Here is a 16,858-nt window from a genome sequence, read left to right on the forward strand (position 1 = left end):
CGGCCGGCGTCAGGCCGGGCGCTCGGGGTCGGACGGCGGGGTGGAATCGGCCGGGTACGGCACCGGCCACGCCGGTTCGGGCACCGGCCAGCCGGCGTCCCGGAGTGCGCGCCGGGCGAGTTCCCGCGCGGAGTAGGGGGCGCGGCGGCCGCGGATGTCGCGGTAGTCCTGGTGACCGGGCCCGGCCCAGAGGATCGCGTCGCCGTCACCCACGAGCGCCACGGCCGCGCGGATCGCACGCTCCGGCGGCGAGAACTCGTGGATCTCGGCATCCGGTCGTGCACGCCGCGCGCCCTCGATCAGGGTGGCGCGGATGCTGTCCGGCTCCTCGAACCGGGGGTGGTGATCGGTGATCACCAGGATGTCGCTGCCCTCCACTGCGGTGCGGCCCATATCGTGACGCTTGGTCGCATCCCGGTCGCCGTCGGCGCCGAACAGCATCAGCACCCGGCCCGGTGTGACCCGGCGCACCGCGGCCAGCGTCTTCTCGAACGCATCCGGCGAATGCCCGAAGTCGACGTAGACGGCCGGGCCGTCGGGGCCGGAGACCAGCTGGGTGCGGCCCGGCAGGTACGCCGCGATGCGGCCGCCGTCCAGGGCTGCGACCAGATCGTCCCAGGCGTAGCCGGCCTCGAGGATCATCACGATCGCCAGGCCCGCGTTGGCGGCCATGTGCCGGCCGATCGTGGGCACCACGGTGGTCAGCGACCGTCCGTCTGCACCGCGCAGCGTGAAGACCGTGCCGTCCTGCCGCTCTTCGACGATCTCGACCGTCCAGTCGGCGGATGCCGTGGGATCGGCCGCGATCGCCGGCGTGATGATCGTGCGGGCCGGCACCTCGCAGCGGGCGAGGATGTCGGCCCCGGCCGGGGAGTCCAGGCAGATCACCGCGTGCCGTGCGCGCGCGGCGGTGAACAGCGGGACCTTCGCCTCGAAGTACTCCTGCATGTCGGCGTAGTCGTCGAGGTGGTCGTGCGAGAGGTTGGTGAAACCGGCCACGTCGAACACCATCCCGTCCACCCGGTGCCGGCTCAGCGCCTGGGCGCTGACCTCGACCGCCACCGCCTGCACGCCGCGCTCGCGCATCAGGGCGAGAAGCGCGTGGAACTCGGATGCCTCGGGGGTGGTCAGCCGCGAGACGACGACCTGGCCGGCGATGTGGCGCTCGGCGGTCGACGACAGGCCGGTCACGACGCCCAGCTGTCCGAGGATCCCCTCCAGCAGGTGCGAGACGCTGGTCTTCCCGTTCGTGCCGGTGGTGCCCAGCAGCAAGCGGAAGGTCGTCGTCCGCGCCGGTGCCGTACACCCACGCCGACAGCTCGCCGAGCAGGGCGCGCGGGTCGTCCACCACGATCACCGGCAGTCCCGCGTCGGCGGCGAGCTCGGCGCCGACGGCGTCCGTGATCACGGCCACCGCGCCCTTCTCTGCGGCGGTGGCGGCGTATTCCGCCCCGTGCCGGTTGGCGCCCTGGATCGCGACGAACGCCTCACCGGCGCGCAGATCGGCGGTGGCGAGCGTGATGCCGGTCAGTGCGGCGTCGTCGATCGGGCCGTGCGCGGCGACGCCGAAGCGGTCGGCGAGCTCGCCCAGCGCACGCACGGGCGGGTGCTCGGGGCGGAGGACGGGCGGGAGGCTGGCGGGGGCTGAGGCGCTGGACATGGCTGGTCCATCATCTCATCCGGCCGCGGCCGGTTCGGTCGCGGCGCGAGCGCCTGGAGAGGCCCCGTCGGGCGTGCAGTGAGCGGGTCGAGACCGCGATCGCGCGTGGTCCCGACCCGCTTGCGCCGCGCTCAGCCGAATGCGCTCAGCTGTATGCGCTCGGGCGCCCGGATCAGCCGTCCGAGCGGCCGCGGCGCCGGGTGGCGGCGACGATCGCCACGACGAGCGCGATGACGCCGGCAGCGAGTCCGCCGGCGCCCAGCCAGCGGGCGACCGGGTCGGCCTCCGGCGCGGCGTCGGCCGTGGCATCCGTCGTCGACGAGCCGTGGCCGTCCGAGGCCTGGGCGGCCTTCGGGCCGACCGTGACCGCCGGCGCCGGGTGATCCAGATCCTCGGCGGTCTGCCCCTTCTCCGGCACCTCGCTCCACGACGTGGAGCCGGTCACGCACTTCTGCACCACCGGGAACCGGATCGTCTCGCCCTGCGCGGACGAATCGAACAGCACCTCCATCGACACCGAGGCGGCCAGCCCGGTCTCGATCGGCGTGTCGGCCGTGTATGTGACGGTGGTGGGCACGCCGTTGTCACCGAGGGTGCGCTGGATGCTCCAGCCGCCCTCGACGACCGGGGTGACGTTGCCCACGCCATCGGGGACGGTGACCACCAAGGCGGTCGTGGGGGAGTCGTCGCAAGCCGTGGTGGAACGAGAACGTCAGCGGCGTGGTGCCGCCGGCCGGGGCGGCGTCCGGGCCGACTTCCACGTGCGCGGATGCGGCCATCGGGACGGCGAGTGCCAGCAGGGCGCCGGCGGTCAGGCCGATCGCCAGGCGGGCGGGGTGGGAGGTGAAACGGGTCATCGAGATCTCTTTCGTCGGTCGCGGATGCGACACGGATGGGATGCGCGCGGCCGCGGAACAGCGTGCGGACGGCGTGCGCAGGAGATGCATGCGCCGCGAACGATGTGCCGACGGTATGGCGGCTGCCGTGCGGAGGCATTGCGGACGCACGATCGCGTCGCGCCGACGGCGTGTGCACGCCGGAGCGTGTCCGCACGCCTCCGCGGCGGTGCCGCGCAGAGATGGCGGCCGCGCAGATATGGGTGTCAGCTCACGCGGCCAGCGGCGGCCCGCGCCCGGCCACCACCGGCGCGCGGCGCGAGCGCAGCACGGGGATGTCGGGAAGCACGTCGCCGATGCGCCGGCGCACCTCGGGACGCCAGGGGGCGATCACCAGCAGAGGGACCAGCCGCCGGATGCCGCGGCCCAGGGCGCGCAGCATCCGCTCGCCGCGCCACAGCAGCGCGAAGGTGACCAGCGCGGCAACGAGGTGCGCGAGGATCATCGGCGATCCCGGCGACATGTCGTGCGATCCCGCGCCGTGCAGCGTGGTCATCGTCATGGTCGTGTGCGCGGCGGCGTGGCCGACCATGCCGGGTGCCGCCGTGTACGTCACGGCGCCGGGGTCGGCGAACAGCGCGAACGCGAGATGGAAGACGCCCTGGGCGGCGGCGACCGCCGCGGCCGTGCGCACCGCCGAGCCGCGGCGGCCGACCAGGGCCACCGCGAGCGGAGCCGCCAGGATCACCGCGATCCCCACCAGCAGCGGCGACGGGGCTCCGCCGCCGGCGAACGTGTGCGCGGTGGCCGCGACCAGGGCGGTCACCAGCGCCGCCGTCACGCCGCGCACGGCGCGTGCGCTGCGAGAGGGGCGGCATCCACACCCCCAGCGTAGGGCGTGTACGGCTGGTTCAAAGCCGATCCGGGTACCGTATCGGGGTGACCGTCCTCGCCTTCGTCATCGGCATCATCCTCATGATCGTGGGGCTGGCCGTCTCGATCGCCCTGCACGAGATGGGCCATCTGCTGCCCGCGAAGAAGTTCGGCGTGCGCGTCGGCCAGTACATGATCGGGTTCGGCCCGACTCTCTGGTCGCGACGCAAGGGCGAGACCGAGTACGGCGTGAAGGCCATTCCGCTGGGCGGCTACATCTCGATGGCGGGCATGTATCCGCCCTCCCCGAAGGACGCCGCGCGTGACGGCCGCGCCGGCGGCGGGTTCTTCGCGACGATGGTGCAGGATGCGCGGGCCGCCAACGACGAGACGCTCGACGGCGACGACGACACGCGCACCTTCTACCGGCTGCCGATGTACAAGCGCGTGATCATCATGCTCGGCGGACCCATCATGAACCTGCTGCTGGCGATCGTGCTGTTCACCATCGCGTTCAGCGGCATCGGGGTGCAGACGGCCACCACCACGGTCGCGCAGGTGAGCTCGTGTCTGCCGGCATCGACCACGGCGACCTCGTGCGCGTCCTCCGATCCGGCCTCGCCGGCCAGCGAGGCCGGCATCCAGCCCGGCGACGTGCTCGTATCGGTGGACGGCACCCCGGTGTCCACGTTCGCCGAGGCATCCGCCATCATCCAGAAGTCGGCGGGCGAGACGATCCCGGTGGTGGTGGAGCGCGACGGCGCACAGCAGTCGCTGATGCTCACCCCGGCATCCCGCGACGTGAACGGCACCCGGATCGGCTTCGTGGGCATCACTGCCCAGGTCGAGTACGTGCGCCAGCCGATCTGGGAGGGGCCGTCGGCGGCATTCCAGAACGTCGGCGCGGTCGCCGGGATCATCGTCCAGCTGCCGCAGAAGCTGTACGGCGTGGTGCAGTCGATGGTCACCGGGGGCGAGCGCGACCCGAACAGTCCGCTGTCGCCGGTGGGTGTCGGGGTGCTCGCCGGCGAGGCCGCCTCGTCCAGTGCGCCGATCCTGGACCGGGTCGCCTACTTCCTCGTGCTGCTGGGGTCGCTGAACGTCTCGCTGTTCGTGTTCAACCTGGTGCCGCTCTGCCGCTGGACGGCGGTCACGTCGTGGTGGCGCTGTGGGACGGGATCAAGCGCACGTGGGCGAAGCTGTTCCGGCGCCCCCGCCCAAGCCGGTGGACGCCACCCGCCTGGTCCCCGTGACGTTCGTCGTCGTCGTGCTGCTGATCGCGATGGGCGCGATCCTCATCCTCGCCGACGTCATCAACCCGATCTCGCTGTTCGGACAGTGAGATCGGGCGCCGGCCGGGCGGTCCGGCTCAGCGCAAGCGCGTGCCCGATGAGCCGGCGCAGCGTCTGCACGCCGTCGCGCGACAGGATCGACTCCAGGTGGCCCTGCACCGACGCGAACCGGTCGCCGCGCAGCGCATACACGTCGCCGGTGTGCGCATCGGCCGCGACCTCGACCGACCCGATGCGTCCGGCGCCCGGCGCGACCCGTGCGGTGAAGGTGTTGTAGAAGCCGATCGAGGCGGCCTCGCCGAACACGTCGACGGTCTTCTGCAGACCCTGATGGGGCCGATCCAGCGGCACGAGGGCGATCCCCAGCGCATCCGCCAGGATCTGGTGGCTCAGGCACACCGCCAGCAGGGGCCGTCCGCCCGTCCGGCGTCGCGCCACCACCTCATGCATGCGGCGGATGCGCGCGCTGGTCGCATCGCGGGGATCTCCCGGCCCCGGGCCGGCGACGACCAGGTCCGCAGCATACAGCTCGGCATCGGTCACCGCGCTCCACGGCACGATGCGCACGTCCAGTCCCAGGTGGCGCAAGCTGGTGGGCGAGCATCGTCGTGAATCGGTCCTCGGCATCCACCACCAGCGTCGACCGGTGGCCGAACGGGGCGTGGTCGTCGGTGCCCTGCGGATTGAGCCAGAACGGGGCCAGCCGCGCGTTGCGTGAGGCCAGGAGCGCCGCGATCCCGGGGTCGTCGGCCAGCAGCCGCGGCTGCGCGGTCGGCTCGTCGGTGTCGGAGGCGCCGACGGCGGCCGCGGCGGCCGCCTCGTCGCGGGGCACGGCGCCGATCGCGCCCAGCACGCCGGCGGCCTTCCCGTGCGTCTCGCTCACCTCTCCGTACGGATCCGAATGACGCACCAGGGTGGCCCCGACCGGCACCCGCAGCCGCCCGTCCACGAGGTAGGCGGTGCGGATCAGGATCGGCGCGTCCAGGTCGTGCGTGGGCTCGTCGGCAGTCAGCGTCTCGCGCGGGGTGAACAGGGCCAGCACCCCGGAGTAGTAGCCGCGCGGCGTCTGCTCGTGCCGGCTGATCACCGTGCACGCGTTCTGCATGGGCGAGCCGGTGACGGTCGGGGCGAACATCGTCTCGCGGAGGATGTCGCGCGGGTCGAGCCGGCTGCGGCCGCGCAGCATGTACTCGGTGTGCGTGAGCCGCGACATCTCCTTGAGCAGGGGGCCGGTGATGCGTCCGCCGTCCGAGCAGACGGCGCTCATCATCTTGAGCTCCTCGTCCACGACCATGAACAGCTCCTCGGTCTCCTTCGTGGAGGACAGGAACGTGCTCAGCGTCTCGACGGTGGCGCCGCCGGCCGGGTGGCGGAACGTGCCCGAGATCGGGTTCATCGTGACCACGCCGTCCCGCGCCACCACATGGGCTTCGGGGCTGGCGCCGACGGCGATGTGATCGGGGGTGGAGATGAGGAACGTCCAGTACGCGCCGCGCTCGTGCTCGAGCAGCGCGCGGAACCAGGTGAGCGCGGCCGGCAGCGGGTCGGCGTCCACGGCGGCGGTGAAGTCGCGGCGGATGACGAAGTTCGCGCCCTCGCCGCGGCCGATCTCGTCGGCGATGACGGTGCGCACGATCTGCGCGTACGCGTCGTCCGGGATGTCGAAGCCGGCATCGCGCAGCGGCACCTCGGCCGTCGGCAGGGCGGCGACGACCTCGTGGCGGGCCAGGGTCTCGTGCGCGTCGACGACGAGGCAGCGCAGCGGCGCCTGATCGTCGTGGCACGCGAACCCGCGTTCGCGCACCTGGCGGAACGGCACCAGCGCGAGCACCTCGCGGGCGGTGCCCGCGGCATCCGTCAGCGGGATGTCGGCCAGCAGATCGACATCCACCACGGGGCCGGTGAGCACTTCGACGGTGTCGGGGTCACGGGCCAGAAGCGCGAACGGCCGTCCGCTCGTGCGCAGGGTCTCGAGGGTGGAGGCAGCGGTCGGTCTCATCGCCGGCCTTTCGGGTCGTCGGGCGGCCTCGACAGGAAAGACCGCCACGTGGGCGGTCTGTCGGTGGGAACGCGAAGACACCGCCTCAGCGGGCGGGCCACCAGATGCGGTTCGCGAACATGCGCTGAAACTACCACATGGCGGCGACCGGGCGCGGCGACGGGATGCGGCGCTCGGCGAGTGCCCGGGATGCCGCGGCGTAGGCTGGTCGCCGTGCCAGCAGTGAATCTCGGGATGCCCCATGTGCCGGATGTGCTCGCCCCGCGTCGGCGGAGCCGCCAGATCCGGGTGGGGAAGGTCCTGGTCGGCGGGGACGCCCCGGTCAGCGTGCAGTCCATGACGACCACGCCCACCACCGACATCAACGCGACGCTCGAGCAGATCGCCGAGCTGACGGCGTCCGGCTGCGAGATCGTGCGGATCGCCGTGCCCAGCCAGGACGACGCCGACGCGCTGCCGATCATTGCGCGCAAGAGCCAGATCCCGGTGATCGCCGACATCCACTTCCAGCCCAAGTACGTGTTCGCCGCGATCGACGCCGGGTGCGGGGCGGTGCGGGTCAACCCGGGCAACATCCGCCAGTTCGACGACAAGGTGGGCGAGATCGCGAAGGCGGCGAAGGATGCCGGAGTGTCGCTGCGGATCGGGGTCAACGCCGGGTCGCTGGACAAGCGGCTGCTGGAGAAATACGGGAGTGCGACGCCCGAGGCGCTCGTGGAGAGCGCCGTGTGGGAGGCGTCGCTGTTCGAGGAGCATGACTTCCACGACTTCAAGATCTCGGTCAAGCACCACAATCCGGTGGTGATGGTCAAGGCCTACCGGCAGCTGGCCGAGCGCGGCGACTGGCCGCTGCACCTGGGCGTGACCGAGGCGGGACCTGCATTCCAGGGCACGATCAAGTCGGCGACGGCGTTCGGCATCCTGCTGGGCGAGGGCATCGGCGACACCATCCGGGTCTCGCTGTCGGCGCCGCCGGTCGAAGAGGTCAAGGTCGGTCTGCAGATCCTGCAGTCGCTCGGGCTGCGCGAGCGGACGCTGGAGATCGTGTCGTGCCCCTCGTGCGGGCGGGCGCAGGTCGATGTCTACACGCTGGCCGACTCGGTGACCGAGGGGCTGAAGGATGTGACGGTGCCGCTGCGGGTAGCGGTGATGGGATGCGTGGTGAACGGTCCCGGCGAGGCGCGCGAGGCGGATCTGGGTGTTGCCAGCGGCAACGGCAAGGGTCAGATCTTCGTGAAGGGCGAGGTGGTCAAGACCGTGCCGGAGTCCGAGATCGTGGCGACGCTGATCGCCGAGGCGAACCGGATCGCCGCCGAGATGGGCCCGGATGCGGCGCTGGGCACCGCGCAGGTCGTCACGGCCTGATCGCCCGGTCTGGTTACCGCCTGATCACCCGGCTTGATCCCCGGACCTGATCGCGCCCGGTCTGGTCCTCGGCCCTGATGACGGGCCCCGTGCGGGGTATCGTCATTCCAGGCAGAACTCGTTCCCTTCCGGATCCTGCATCTGGTAATACCGCTCGGGCCACGGCCCCCACTGCTGATCGACCAGGCGCACCACGGTCGCGCCCAGTGCGACGAGGCGATCTTTCTCCGCCTCCATGCGCTCCTGGTGCGTGCCCTCGCCCTCTGGCGGCAGCAGATCCAGGTGGATCCGGTTGCGCTGCCGCTTCTGCCCGTCGGCGTGGTGGAAGAACAGCCGTGGACCCCTGCCCTCCGGGTCCTCGGCCAGGCCGCGTGTGCCCAGGTCGGCCTCCGTCAGGCCCGAGGCGAGCAAGCCTCCCTCAGCGGCCCCTCGAACTCGCTGTGCGGGTAGCCGAGCACGTCGGCCCAGAAGTGCGAGAGCCGCCGCGGGTCGTCCGCGTAGATCGTGATGTTGCCGAGGGTCGCCATCGTGCCTCCCGTGGTCCTGTGGGTCGGTCTGGTCACGGTAGCGCGCAGCTCCGACATCGACCGGGTTGGTAGTCTGCGGTGCGCGAAGGAGGCCTATGTCAGCGACAGTCGTGACGTTCCCCGAGGGTGCCGTGACGGGCGAGGGAACGGTGCAGTACGTGGTCGGCGACGTCGTGGTGCTGGATGCCACGCCGTTCCATCCGGTCGACCACACCTGGCCGGACCAGCCCGGTGATGCCGGATATCTGCGTTCGGACGACGGCGCCGTACCGGTGGAGGAGGCCGTGATGGCAGCCGTCGACGCCGGGGGAGCGGTGTTCGTCGGAACAGATATCCCGGTCAAGCGCGGCGCGGAGGGATGGACGTGGCTCGTCGGGCATCGCCTCGACGGTGCGCGGCCGGCGTGGCTGGCACCCGGTGTGCGCGTGAGCGCGGAGGTGGATGCTGCGCGGCGCGCGGCACTGAGCCGCGGGCACACGGCGTGCCACCTGTCGTCGCTGGCGCTGGATCATGCGCTCGCCGATCTGTGGCGGAAGGACCCGGGCGTGGATCCGCTGGGCAGTCCGGACTTCGAGGCGCGCGCGAACCAGACCAGCAGCATCCGTCCGGACGGCAGCGTGGACGAGTATCGGCTCGGCAAGAGCCTGCGCAAGGCGGGGTTCGACTCGGAGGGGTTCGCTGCCACGCTCGGCGACCGTCAAGACCGGATCAACGCGCGGCTGGCGGAGTGGGTGGCCGCCGGTGGCGAGAGCCGGATCGTCGTGGAGGGTCCGACGATCACCGATCGGCGCACCTGGCAGTGCACACTGCCCGAGGGTGAGGTCGGGTTCGCGTGCGGTGGCACGCACGTCAGGTCGCTGTCGGAATTCGCCTCGATCACGGTGGAGCTGGACCTGTCCGATCCGCAGCTGCTGGTGATGACGACGGCGGCCGTGCCGCGCTGACGGACACCCAGCGGCCGTGCCGCACTGACCGACCACCCGGCGACCGTGCCGCACTGACCGACCACCCGGCGTCCGTGCCGCGCTGACGGACACCCACGGCAGCCTGCCAGATCGGCAGCCTCAGGCCACGGCGGTGGGGAGGAATCTGGGTGGTGGTGGCGAGGATCTCCATTGGTAGCGTCGTGCGAGGCGGGTGGTGAGCAGGATCGGGGCCGCGCGGCCGGGTGGGTGGAGGACGAAGTCGTCCTTTCGGTGTCGGGTGATGGTCCAGCCGCCGTGGTGGAGTTGCATGTGGTGGAACCGGCAGAGGAGGATGCCGCGGTCCACGTCGGTGCGGCCTCCGGCGGCCCAGGCGTCGATGTGGTGGGATTCGCAGTAGTGGGCGGGGCGGTCACAGCCCGGCCACCGGCATCCTCCGTCCCGGATCGCCAGGGTCAGTTTCTGTTTCGCGGTGAAGAGCCGGGCCTCCCGGCCCAGGTCCAGCGGGTTGCCGGCGGCGTCGATCAGACACTCGCTGATACCGGTGTCGCAGGCGTGCTGGAGGGCGAGGGTGGCCGGGACCGGGGCGCAGTCGTCCTGTGCGGACCCGGTGGCGGGTTCTCCGCGTTCGGCGGCGTGGACGGCGTCCTGGGTGATGAGCAGCCGGATGCCCGCCTGTCGGGTGCCGAAGACGGCTTCCGGTTCGGCCAGCGCCCCGGCGCGCAGCACATCGATCATCAGGTCGTACGCGAGCTGGTCGGTGGTGCGGGGGTCGTCGGCGAGCTGCTCGGCGCGGGTGGTGTCGTCGACGAACCGGACTCCTCTGCGTGGTGCGAGCGCGTGGTCGTGGATCGTCTGCACCCACAGGGCTCCTTCGTCGTCGAAGATGAACGAGCCGTGCAGGACGCCGTCGGCGTCGCGCCAGGTGCGGAACGAGCGCCGCGCGTACCTGTGCTCGAAGCGTCGTTGGGCGCCTTCGGGGTCCAGGATGTCGCGGATCGCGCGGGCCTGGGCGGCCAGATCCTCCACGGTGCGGCATCCTGCCTCGTCGATCAGCTGGCATGCCGCGGTCTCCCACGCCGCTCGCGCCTCTTCGCGTGCCGCGTCCACCAGCCGGCGACGCTCGGCGCCGGCGGCGTCGGCCGCGTCGTCGGCGTCGGTCCCGTCATCCGCTCCGGCGGCGGCCGCTGCCGTGTCGTCCGCGTCGATCGTCGGGGGTTCGCCGAGGTTGCGGAGGATCGCGTCGTGCTGGGCGGCAGTGATCCGGTCGCCCAGCAGCGCCTGGCTCAACGGGGCGTGCCAGGGCCGTGCGACAGGGGCCGTGTCGGCCTGGTCGGGCGCGTCCGCATCGTCCGCGGTCGGGACCGCCGCCCACATGGCCTCCCCGAGCCGCACCTGCTTGACGGCGTCGGTCCGGCTCGCCCCGGTGATCTCCTGCACCAGCGACACCGGAGACCGATGCCCGCGCACCTGCGAGAGCCCGGAATGCCCTGCCGCACGCGACGATCGGGCCGCGACGACGCCGGTCGCGGCGATCCGCAGCGACTCGGCGGCACGCACGACCGCGGACGCTTCGGCGATGGTGGCGACGATAGCGTCGTCATCGAGTGCCGCGACCCGTGCGGGAAGGTCCACCGCCCGCGGGTCGTCTCCGATCAGCGCGCGCAGCGTCGCCGCGTGCGCTTCGAGATCGGAGAAGAATGCCATAACACCATCATCCCCAGGACCACCGACATTCGAGCGGGTCTTCGACCCCCTCGACGCCCCTCCTCGATAACGGTGCGGTAACGATGACGTCGCCTCTGCGCCAGCAGAGTCATCCCGCCGACTCGACCCATGAGATCACCTGGGCATGATCCAGTGTCACCGGACCGGCGGTGAGCACATGAGGCAAGCCGATTGAACCATGCACCACGCCGCCCCGACCCCGCAAGCTCCCTCAGCCACTGCCGGTTTCTGTCCGGCACGCCCATCGATGTGAGGAACGAGGCGCGGTTGAGTGGGACGACCTCGGTCGGGTCGATCGCCTCGCCGACGACGCTCGTCGTCCGATCGAAGATGACGGCGTCATCGGGCAGATCATCTATCGGGATGGCCCAGAACTCAACGCGCGGCAGCGCCTCGCCCGTGATCTCCTGCCAGGCCTGCCAGGACGCGTGCGGATGGATCGGGCTCAGGAAGACGACCTCGGTCCAGCCCAGGTGCAGGAGAGGTATGACCGTGTCTCGAAGCCTCCGGCGCTCAGGCGACCCCTCGTACTTGGCGATCGCGGCTTCGTATGCCGCGGTGTCGATGGTGGCCAAATCGCTCAGTGGGACGAGGGCCGTGGTATCGGCAGCGAGATCAACACGGGTGTGGAAGACGTGGCGCATGCCGCGATGATATTTCGGAACTGCGACGCCCACCGACGGGCCAGGTCACTCCGGGGGCTCGCCGAGCACCTGCTCCACCGTGTGCCGCCCGATCGCCGCGAGTGCGGCGTGGTCGTCGCTGGCGGCCAGCATCGCCGAGGCCATGCCGGCTGCCCACGCGCGGGCGCGGCGCCACATCGCGGCATCCGCACCCGTGAGCGCCGTGTAGCGCTCGATGAACAGGGCACGGCCGCGTGGCGTGAACGTCATCCACGCCGTCGCCAGATCCGTCGCCGGGTCGCCCGCGGTGACGTCGCCGAAGTCGATGAGGGCGGTCAGCGCGCCGCCGCGGCACAGCACGTTCAGCGGATGCGGATCGCCGTGGATCCACAGGGGAGGCCCGGCGTACGGCGGAGCCGCGGCATCCCGTTCGAACCTCGCCCGCAGCTCGCCGGCGCGCGCGAAGGCTGACATCCGGTCGCGGATCGCGTCCATCCGCAGCGCGAGCGGCACGCCGCGCACGGGATTGGGCGGCGCATCGGCATCCGCCGGCCGGTGCAGCGCCGCGAGCGTCTCGGCCCACAGCTCGGCCCACCCGTCGCGCTCCGATGCGGGCAGGGAGGCGGCGACCTCCCCTTCGAACCACGGCACGACCGACCACGACCACGGGTAGAAACGCGTCGGCCGCCCGACGCGCACCGGAACCGGCACCGCCACGGGAAGCCGCCCCGCGAGTCGCGGGAGCACCAGCTGCTCGTGCTCGACCAGCCGCGCCGCGGCCTCGCGCCGCGGGACGCGCACCGTCAGCTCCTCGCCGAGCCGGACCATCACGTTGTCCCAGCCGTTCTCGGCGATCCGCGCCGGCAGACCGGCGAGATCGGGATGCCTGCGCCCGGCAGCCGCCTCACCAGAGCGACGTCGACCTCCACCTCGGCCTCGGGCATGCGCGCCATCGGGCCAGCGTAGCGGCGGCGACGCCGGGAGCGTTCGGAGTGCGGGCCGCCGTCCCCGAACCGTCAGTGCAGTGCGCCGCCGGGCTCTGCCGCATCGACCCGCACGTCCAGCGCCGTGCGCGCGGCGGTCACGAGCGCCCGGGCGATGTCGTCCAGCGGCAAGCTCCGGTTCGCCGCCGGGTGCCTGGCCGGTCGCCCACGGCACGTGCACGAACCCGGCGCGGGCACCGGAGCCGACGGCATCCATCGCCTGCGCGAACACGTGATTGCACACGAAGCTGCCCGCCGACAGCGACAGCCGGCACGGGATGCCGCGACCCGCCACCGCGACCGTCATCGCCTTGACCGGCACGGTCGCGAACCAGGCCGCCGGTCCACCCGGCACGCAGGGCAGGTCCACCGGCTGTGCGCCGGCGTTGTCGGGGATGCGGGCGTCGATCAGATTCACGGCCACCCGCTCGATGCTGACGGCATCCCGCCCGCCGGCCAGCCCGGTCGCGATGACGACGTCCGGCTCGTGCGCGGCGATCAGCTCGCGCAAGCCGCTGCGCGGCGCCGGCGAACGTCACCGGGAGCACTGCCGTGGCCAGCGGCTCCGGGCCGTCCCAGAGGGACGGGGCGAGTCGCACCGCGTCTCCCGACGGGTTGGCGGCGTCGCCGGCGAACGGCTCGAAGCCGGTGAGCAGGACGCCCGGCATCAGCCTCGGTCCCCGCCCGCGCCGGCGCCGTCCGCGTCGGCCGGCCCGTCCACCGCGACCAGCACGATCTCGCCGGTCGCGATGTCGGCGCCGGTCAGCCGCAGCCGCACGGTCGTGCCGGCCGCGGCATCCAGCCCCTCCACCTTCACCGACACCAGCGGCCCGGTCAGCTGCACCCGTGCGCCGTCGCCGCGGTGCCCGAGCACGGTGCCGTCGAACGTCTGGCCCTCGCGCCCGTCGGCAGCGCGGCCTCGACCCGATCGAGGGTGGCGTTCTCCAGGCGTGCGGCCAGCTGCGTGCCTGCGTCCCATCGCCTTCGGCAGCTCGGGCAGGCTCTCGCGCGCCCATTCCGGAACCGCGCGTCCGTTCGCCAGCGCCTCGCACACCACGAGCGACCACCGGTCGACCAGGCGCCGCAGCGGCGCGGTGGCGTGCGCGTACGGCGCGGCGATGGCGGCCTGGATCGTCTCGGCCGGCACCTCCCCGGCGAACGCGGTGTATCCCGCCCCGCGGAACAGCGAGGTGGCGGCGTCGCGCACTGCGAGGGTGACCGGGTCGACGCCGTCCAGGCCGCGCAGGTATTCGCCGTAGGGGACGCCGGACTCCCACGGCAGCCCGAGCGCGACGGTCTGCGCGCGGAACGCCGCGACGTCCTCGTCGTCGGCCGCAGGCATCGTGCGGAGGATCCCCACTCGTCCGGCCAGCATGATCTGCGCGGCGGCCATCCCGGTCAGCAGCGACACCTGGGCGTTCCAGTCCTCGATCTCGCGCGTCGCCCGCCGCTCCAGCAGATACTGGCCGTCCCGCAGCTCGACCTCGATCTCCGGGGAGTTCAGGCTGGCCCCGCCGCGCTCCTGCTCGCGCAGCGCGCGCTGGGTGCCGAACCACTTCAGTGCGGTCAGCGACTCCGGCCCCGACCCGTCATCGACGGCGCGCTGCGCGTCGGCGTAGGTCCATTGCGCCCGCGAGCGCACCATGGCGCGCTGCAGCGTGGTGGCCACCGGCTCGGCACGCTCGTCCAGCTCGAACCGCCAGACGAACGCGAGCCGGTCCTGGTCGGGCAAGCGCGAGACGGCGCCCTCGCTGAGCACCGTCGGGTGCAAGCGGGATCCGCCCGTCCACCGCGTAGAGGGTCTGGCCGCGCTGCCGGGCCGCGGCATCCACCGCGCCACCGGGCCGCACGAACGCCGGCACGTCGGCGATGGCGTAGTGCAGGATGCCGCCGCCGGGCGTGCGCTGCAGGTGCAGGGCCTGATCCAGGTCGCGGGAGCCCTCCGGGTCGATCGTGAGGAACTCGATCTCGCGCAGGTCGGCGATGTCGGCGGACGGCTGGGCGACCACCTCGCGCGCGGCCGACTCGGCCTCGGCGACCACCTCCGGCGGGAAGTCCCGGGCAGCTCCAGCTCGGCGTGCAGGGCGGTCAGCGATGCGGACAGGGCGTTCCCGGCCGCGGCGGATACGAGGCGGGGACGGCGACGGGTCACGTCGTCAGTGTACGGCGGGACCCGCGCCGGGTGCGGCATCCCGCGCCTCTAGACTGGGCGACGTGGTCACTCGTATGTCGAAGCTCTTCGTCCGCACGCTCCGTGAAGACCCCGCCGAGGCGGAGGTGGTCAGCCACAAGCTGCTCGTGCGCGCCGGCTACATCCGCCGCCAGGCGGCCGGCATCTTCGCGTGGCTGCCGCTGGGCCTGCGGGTCAAGGCCCGGATCGAGCGGATCATCCGCGAGGAGATGGATGCCGCGGGCGCCCAGGAGGTCCACTTCCCGGCGCTGATGCCGCGCGACCCGTACGAGGCGACCGGTCGGTGGGAGGAGTACGGCGACCTGCTCTTCCGGTTGCAGGACCGCAAGGGCAGCGACTATCTGCTCGCCCCCACGCACGAAGAGGCCTTCACGCTGCTGGTGAAGGACCTGTACTCGTCGTACAAGGACCTGCCGCTGTCGATCTACCAGATCCAGGACAAGTACCGCGACGAGGCGCGCCCCCGCGCGGGCCTGCTGCGCGGGCGCGAGTTCACCATGAAGGACGCCTACTCGTTCGACTACACCGACACCGGCCTGGATGTCTCCTACATGGCCCAGCGCGACGCGTACGAGCGGATCTTCCGGCGCCTGGGTCTGGAATACGTCATCGTGCAGGCGGATGCCGGGGCCATGGGCGGCTCGCGCAGCGAGGAGTTCCTGCACCCGACCGCGGTCGGCGAGGACACGTTCGTGCGCTCCGCAGGCGGCTACGCCGCCAACGTCGAGGCGTTCACGACGCTGGCGCCGCCGACGCGCAAGCTACGAGAAGCTGACGCCCGCAGAGGTGCTCGACACCCCGGGCAGCCCGACGATCGCGACTCTCGTCGAGGCGGCGAACCAGCGGCATCCGCGGCCCGACGGCAGGTCGTGGACCGCCGCCGACACACTGAAGAACGTGGTGCTGGCGCTGGTGGGCCTCGATGGGTCGCGCGAGATCGTCGTGGTGGGCCTGCCCGGTGACCGTGAGGTGGACATGAAGCGGGCCGAGGTCGCGTTCGCGCCGGCCGAGGTCGAGCCTGCCACCGACGCGGACTTCGCGAAACACCCGGGATTGGTGAAGGGCTACATCGGCCCGTGGTCTGCCGACGGCGCCGTGCTGGGGGAGAACGGCTCGACCGGTATCCGCTACCTGCTCGACCCGCGGGTCTCAGACGGCTCGGGCTGGATCACCGGGGCGAACGTCGATGCGCAGCACGTGTTCGGTCTGGTCGCGGGGCGCGATTTCCAGGCGGACGGCAGCGTCGAGGTCGCCGAGGTGCTGGACGGCGACCCCGCGCCGGACGGCTCCGGCCCCGTGCACCTGGCCCGGGGCATGGAGATCGGGCACGTCTTCCAGCTCGGCCGCAAGTACGCCGAGGCGCTGGGACTGAAGGTGCTCGACGAGAACGGCAAGCTCGTCACCGTCACGATGGGCTCGTACGGCATCGGGGTGACCCGCATCCTGGCGATCATCGCCGAGCTGAACAACGACGAGAAGGGGCTGATCTGGCCCGAGTCGGTGGCCCCCTTCGACGTGCACGTGGTGGCGGCCGGCAAGGATGCGGTGGCCGCCGAGCTCGCCGAGCAGGTCTCCGCGCAGCTCGAGGCGGCGGGACTGGACGTGCTCTACGACGATCGGCCGAAGGTCTCGCCGGGGGTCAAGTTCGGCGACGCCGAGCTGATCGGCGTCCCGCACGTACTGGTGGCCGGCCGCGGTGCCGCCGACGGCCAGGTGGAACTGTGGGACCGCCGTGCGGGGAGCGCGACACGCTGCCCGCGGCCGAAGCGGTCGCCCGGCTCATCGCACAGCGCTGACCGCGACGGCACGTCGGACCGCGGCATCCGCGCCCGTGTCGCGCCCGGCCGCAGCCGCGTCG

General features: G+C 72.2%; 12 protein-coding genes and 5 pseudogenes. 4 read left to right on the plus strand and 13 right to left on the minus strand.

The features are described 5' to 3' along the window. Positions 1–9: 9 nt before the first annotated feature. The 4 genes and pseudogenes from L2X98_RS16330 to L2X98_RS16345 all read right to left on the minus strand — a co-directional run bounded on the left by L2X98_RS16330 (position 10) and on the right by L2X98_RS16345 (position 3,337). A pseudogene (locus tag L2X98_RS16330) lies at positions 10–1,660 on the minus strand (Mur ligase family protein). A 172-nt stretch (positions 1,661–1,832) separates the two neighbouring features. Next, positions 1,833–2,324, minus strand: coding sequence for a YcnI family protein (locus L2X98_RS16335; protein WP_259613362.1), 492 nt, complete (start codon positions 2,322–2,324; stop codon positions 1,833–1,835). Further along, on the minus strand, positions 2,245–2,517 hold the full coding sequence (locus tag L2X98_RS16340; protein ID WP_259611605.1) for a hypothetical protein: 273 nt from the start codon (positions 2,515–2,517) through the stop codon (positions 2,245–2,247). The genes L2X98_RS16335 and L2X98_RS16340 overlap by 80 nt, the downstream gene beginning before the upstream one ends. Before the next feature lie 250 nt (positions 2,518–2,767). After that, positions 2,768–3,337 carry a hypothetical protein gene (locus tag L2X98_RS16345; protein ID WP_259611606.1) on the minus strand — a complete coding sequence of 190 codons (570 nt, stop codon included), beginning with the start codon at positions 3,335–3,337 and terminating at the stop codon, positions 2,768–2,770. A 98-nt stretch (positions 3,338–3,435) separates the two neighbouring features. Between L2X98_RS16345 and L2X98_RS16350 the strand changes: the two are divergent. Beyond that, positions 3,436–4,711 (plus strand): annotated as a pseudogene (locus L2X98_RS16350) (M50 family metallopeptidase). On the opposite strand, the pseudogene L2X98_RS16355 reads toward L2X98_RS16350, so the two are convergent. Beyond that, positions 4,683–6,660, minus strand: a pseudogene (locus tag L2X98_RS16355) (anthranilate synthase family protein). The pseudogenes L2X98_RS16350 and L2X98_RS16355 overlap by 29 nt on opposite strands. Before the next feature lie 234 nt (positions 6,661–6,894). Here L2X98_RS16355 and ispG point away from each other — a divergent pair. Then, positions 6,895–8,025, plus strand: a complete 1,131-nt coding sequence (gene ispG, locus L2X98_RS16360; RefSeq protein WP_259613363.1) for a flavodoxin-dependent (E)-4-hydroxy-3-methylbut-2-enyl-diphosphate synthase — start codon at positions 6,895–6,897, stop codon at positions 8,023–8,025. A gap of 102 nt (positions 8,026–8,127) precedes the next feature. Here the strand turns inward: ispG and L2X98_RS16365 are convergent, their stop codons facing one another. Beyond that, on the minus strand, positions 8,128–8,436 hold the full coding sequence (locus L2X98_RS16365; RefSeq protein WP_259611607.1) for a VOC family protein: 309 nt from the start codon (positions 8,434–8,436) through the stop codon (positions 8,128–8,130). Further along, entirely contained in the window at positions 8,418–8,552 is a 135-nt protein-coding gene (locus tag L2X98_RS16370; protein ID WP_259611608.1) for a VOC family protein, read from the minus strand. Before L2X98_RS16370 ends, L2X98_RS16365 begins: the two co-directional genes overlap by 19 nt. A 95-nt stretch (positions 8,553–8,647) precedes the next feature. On the opposite strand from L2X98_RS16370, the gene L2X98_RS16375 reads away from it, so the two are divergent. After that, on the plus strand, positions 8,648–9,496 hold the full coding sequence (locus tag L2X98_RS16375) for an alanyl-tRNA editing protein (RefSeq protein ID WP_259611609.1): 849 nt from the start codon (positions 8,648–8,650) through the stop codon (positions 9,494–9,496). Positions 9,497–9,616: 120 nt separating this feature from the next. Here the strand turns inward: L2X98_RS16375 and L2X98_RS16380 are convergent, their stop codons facing one another. The 6 genes and pseudogenes from L2X98_RS16380 to L2X98_RS16405 all read right to left on the minus strand — a co-directional run bounded on the left by L2X98_RS16380 (position 9,617) and on the right by L2X98_RS16405 (position 14,851). Next, complete coding sequence (locus tag L2X98_RS16380) at positions 9,617–11,182, minus strand: HNH endonuclease signature motif containing protein (protein WP_259611610.1); 1,566 nt, start codon at positions 11,180–11,182, stop codon at positions 9,617–9,619. Further along, positions 11,131–11,880: a hypothetical protein gene (locus L2X98_RS16385; protein ID WP_259611611.1), complete on the minus strand. Its 750-nt coding sequence runs from the start codon at positions 11,878–11,880 to the stop codon at positions 11,131–11,133. Before L2X98_RS16385 ends, L2X98_RS16380 begins: the two co-directional genes overlap by 52 nt. Positions 11,881–11,892: 12 nt before the next feature. Next, complete coding sequence (locus tag L2X98_RS16390; RefSeq protein ID WP_259611612.1) at positions 11,893–13,320, minus strand: pyroglutamyl-peptidase I family protein; 1,428 nt, start codon at positions 13,318–13,320, stop codon at positions 11,893–11,895. 156 nt (positions 13,321–13,476) lie between these two features. Then, positions 13,477–13,788 carry a hypothetical protein gene (locus tag L2X98_RS16395; protein ID WP_259613364.1) on the minus strand — a complete coding sequence of 104 codons (312 nt, stop codon included), beginning with the start codon at positions 13,786–13,788 and terminating at the stop codon, positions 13,477–13,479. Between the two features lie 150 nt (positions 13,789–13,938). Next, positions 13,939–14,508 (minus strand): annotated as a pseudogene (locus tag L2X98_RS16400) (RNB domain-containing ribonuclease); the annotation flags it as partial. Further along, entirely contained in the window at positions 14,399–14,851 is a 453-nt protein-coding gene (locus L2X98_RS16405) for an RNB domain-containing ribonuclease (RefSeq protein WP_354002833.1), read from the minus strand. The gene L2X98_RS16405 and the pseudogene L2X98_RS16400, both read right to left, overlap by 110 nt. A gap of 172 nt (positions 14,852–15,023) precedes the next feature. Between L2X98_RS16405 and L2X98_RS16410 the strand changes: the two are divergent. Beyond that, a pseudogene (locus tag L2X98_RS16410) lies at positions 15,024–16,796 on the plus strand (proline--tRNA ligase). Positions 16,797–16,858 lie beyond the last annotated feature (62 nt).

Source organism: Microbacterium elymi, from assembly GCF_021582895.2.
Classification (GTDB): Bacteria; Actinomycetota; Actinomycetes; order Actinomycetales; family Microbacteriaceae; genus Microbacterium; species Microbacterium humicola.

What these genes read in the sequence shown, in the direction of transcription:
- L2X98_RS16340 (WP_259611605.1), bottom strand. Translation starts at nt 2,517, where the DNA reads ATGACCCGTTTCACCTCCCACCCCGCCCGCCTGGCGATCGGCCTGACC.
- ispG (WP_259613363.1), top strand. Translation starts at nt 6,895, where the DNA reads ATGCCCCATGTGCCGGATGTGCTCGCCCCGCGTCGGCGGAGCCGCCAG.
- L2X98_RS16370 (WP_259611608.1), bottom strand. Translation starts at nt 8,552, where the DNA reads ATGGCGACCCTCGGCAACATCACGATCTACGCGGACGACCCGCGGCGG.
- L2X98_RS16375 (WP_259611609.1), top strand. Translation starts at nt 8,648, where the DNA reads ATGTCAGCGACAGTCGTGACGTTCCCCGAGGGTGCCGTGACGGGCGAG.
- L2X98_RS16380 (WP_259611610.1), bottom strand. Translation starts at nt 11,182, where the DNA reads ATGGCATTCTTCTCCGATCTCGAAGCGCACGCGGCGACGCTGCGCGCG.
- L2X98_RS16395 (WP_259613364.1), bottom strand. Translation starts at nt 13,788, where the DNA reads ATGGGACGCAGGCACGCAGCTGGCCGCACGCCTGGAGAACGCCACCCT.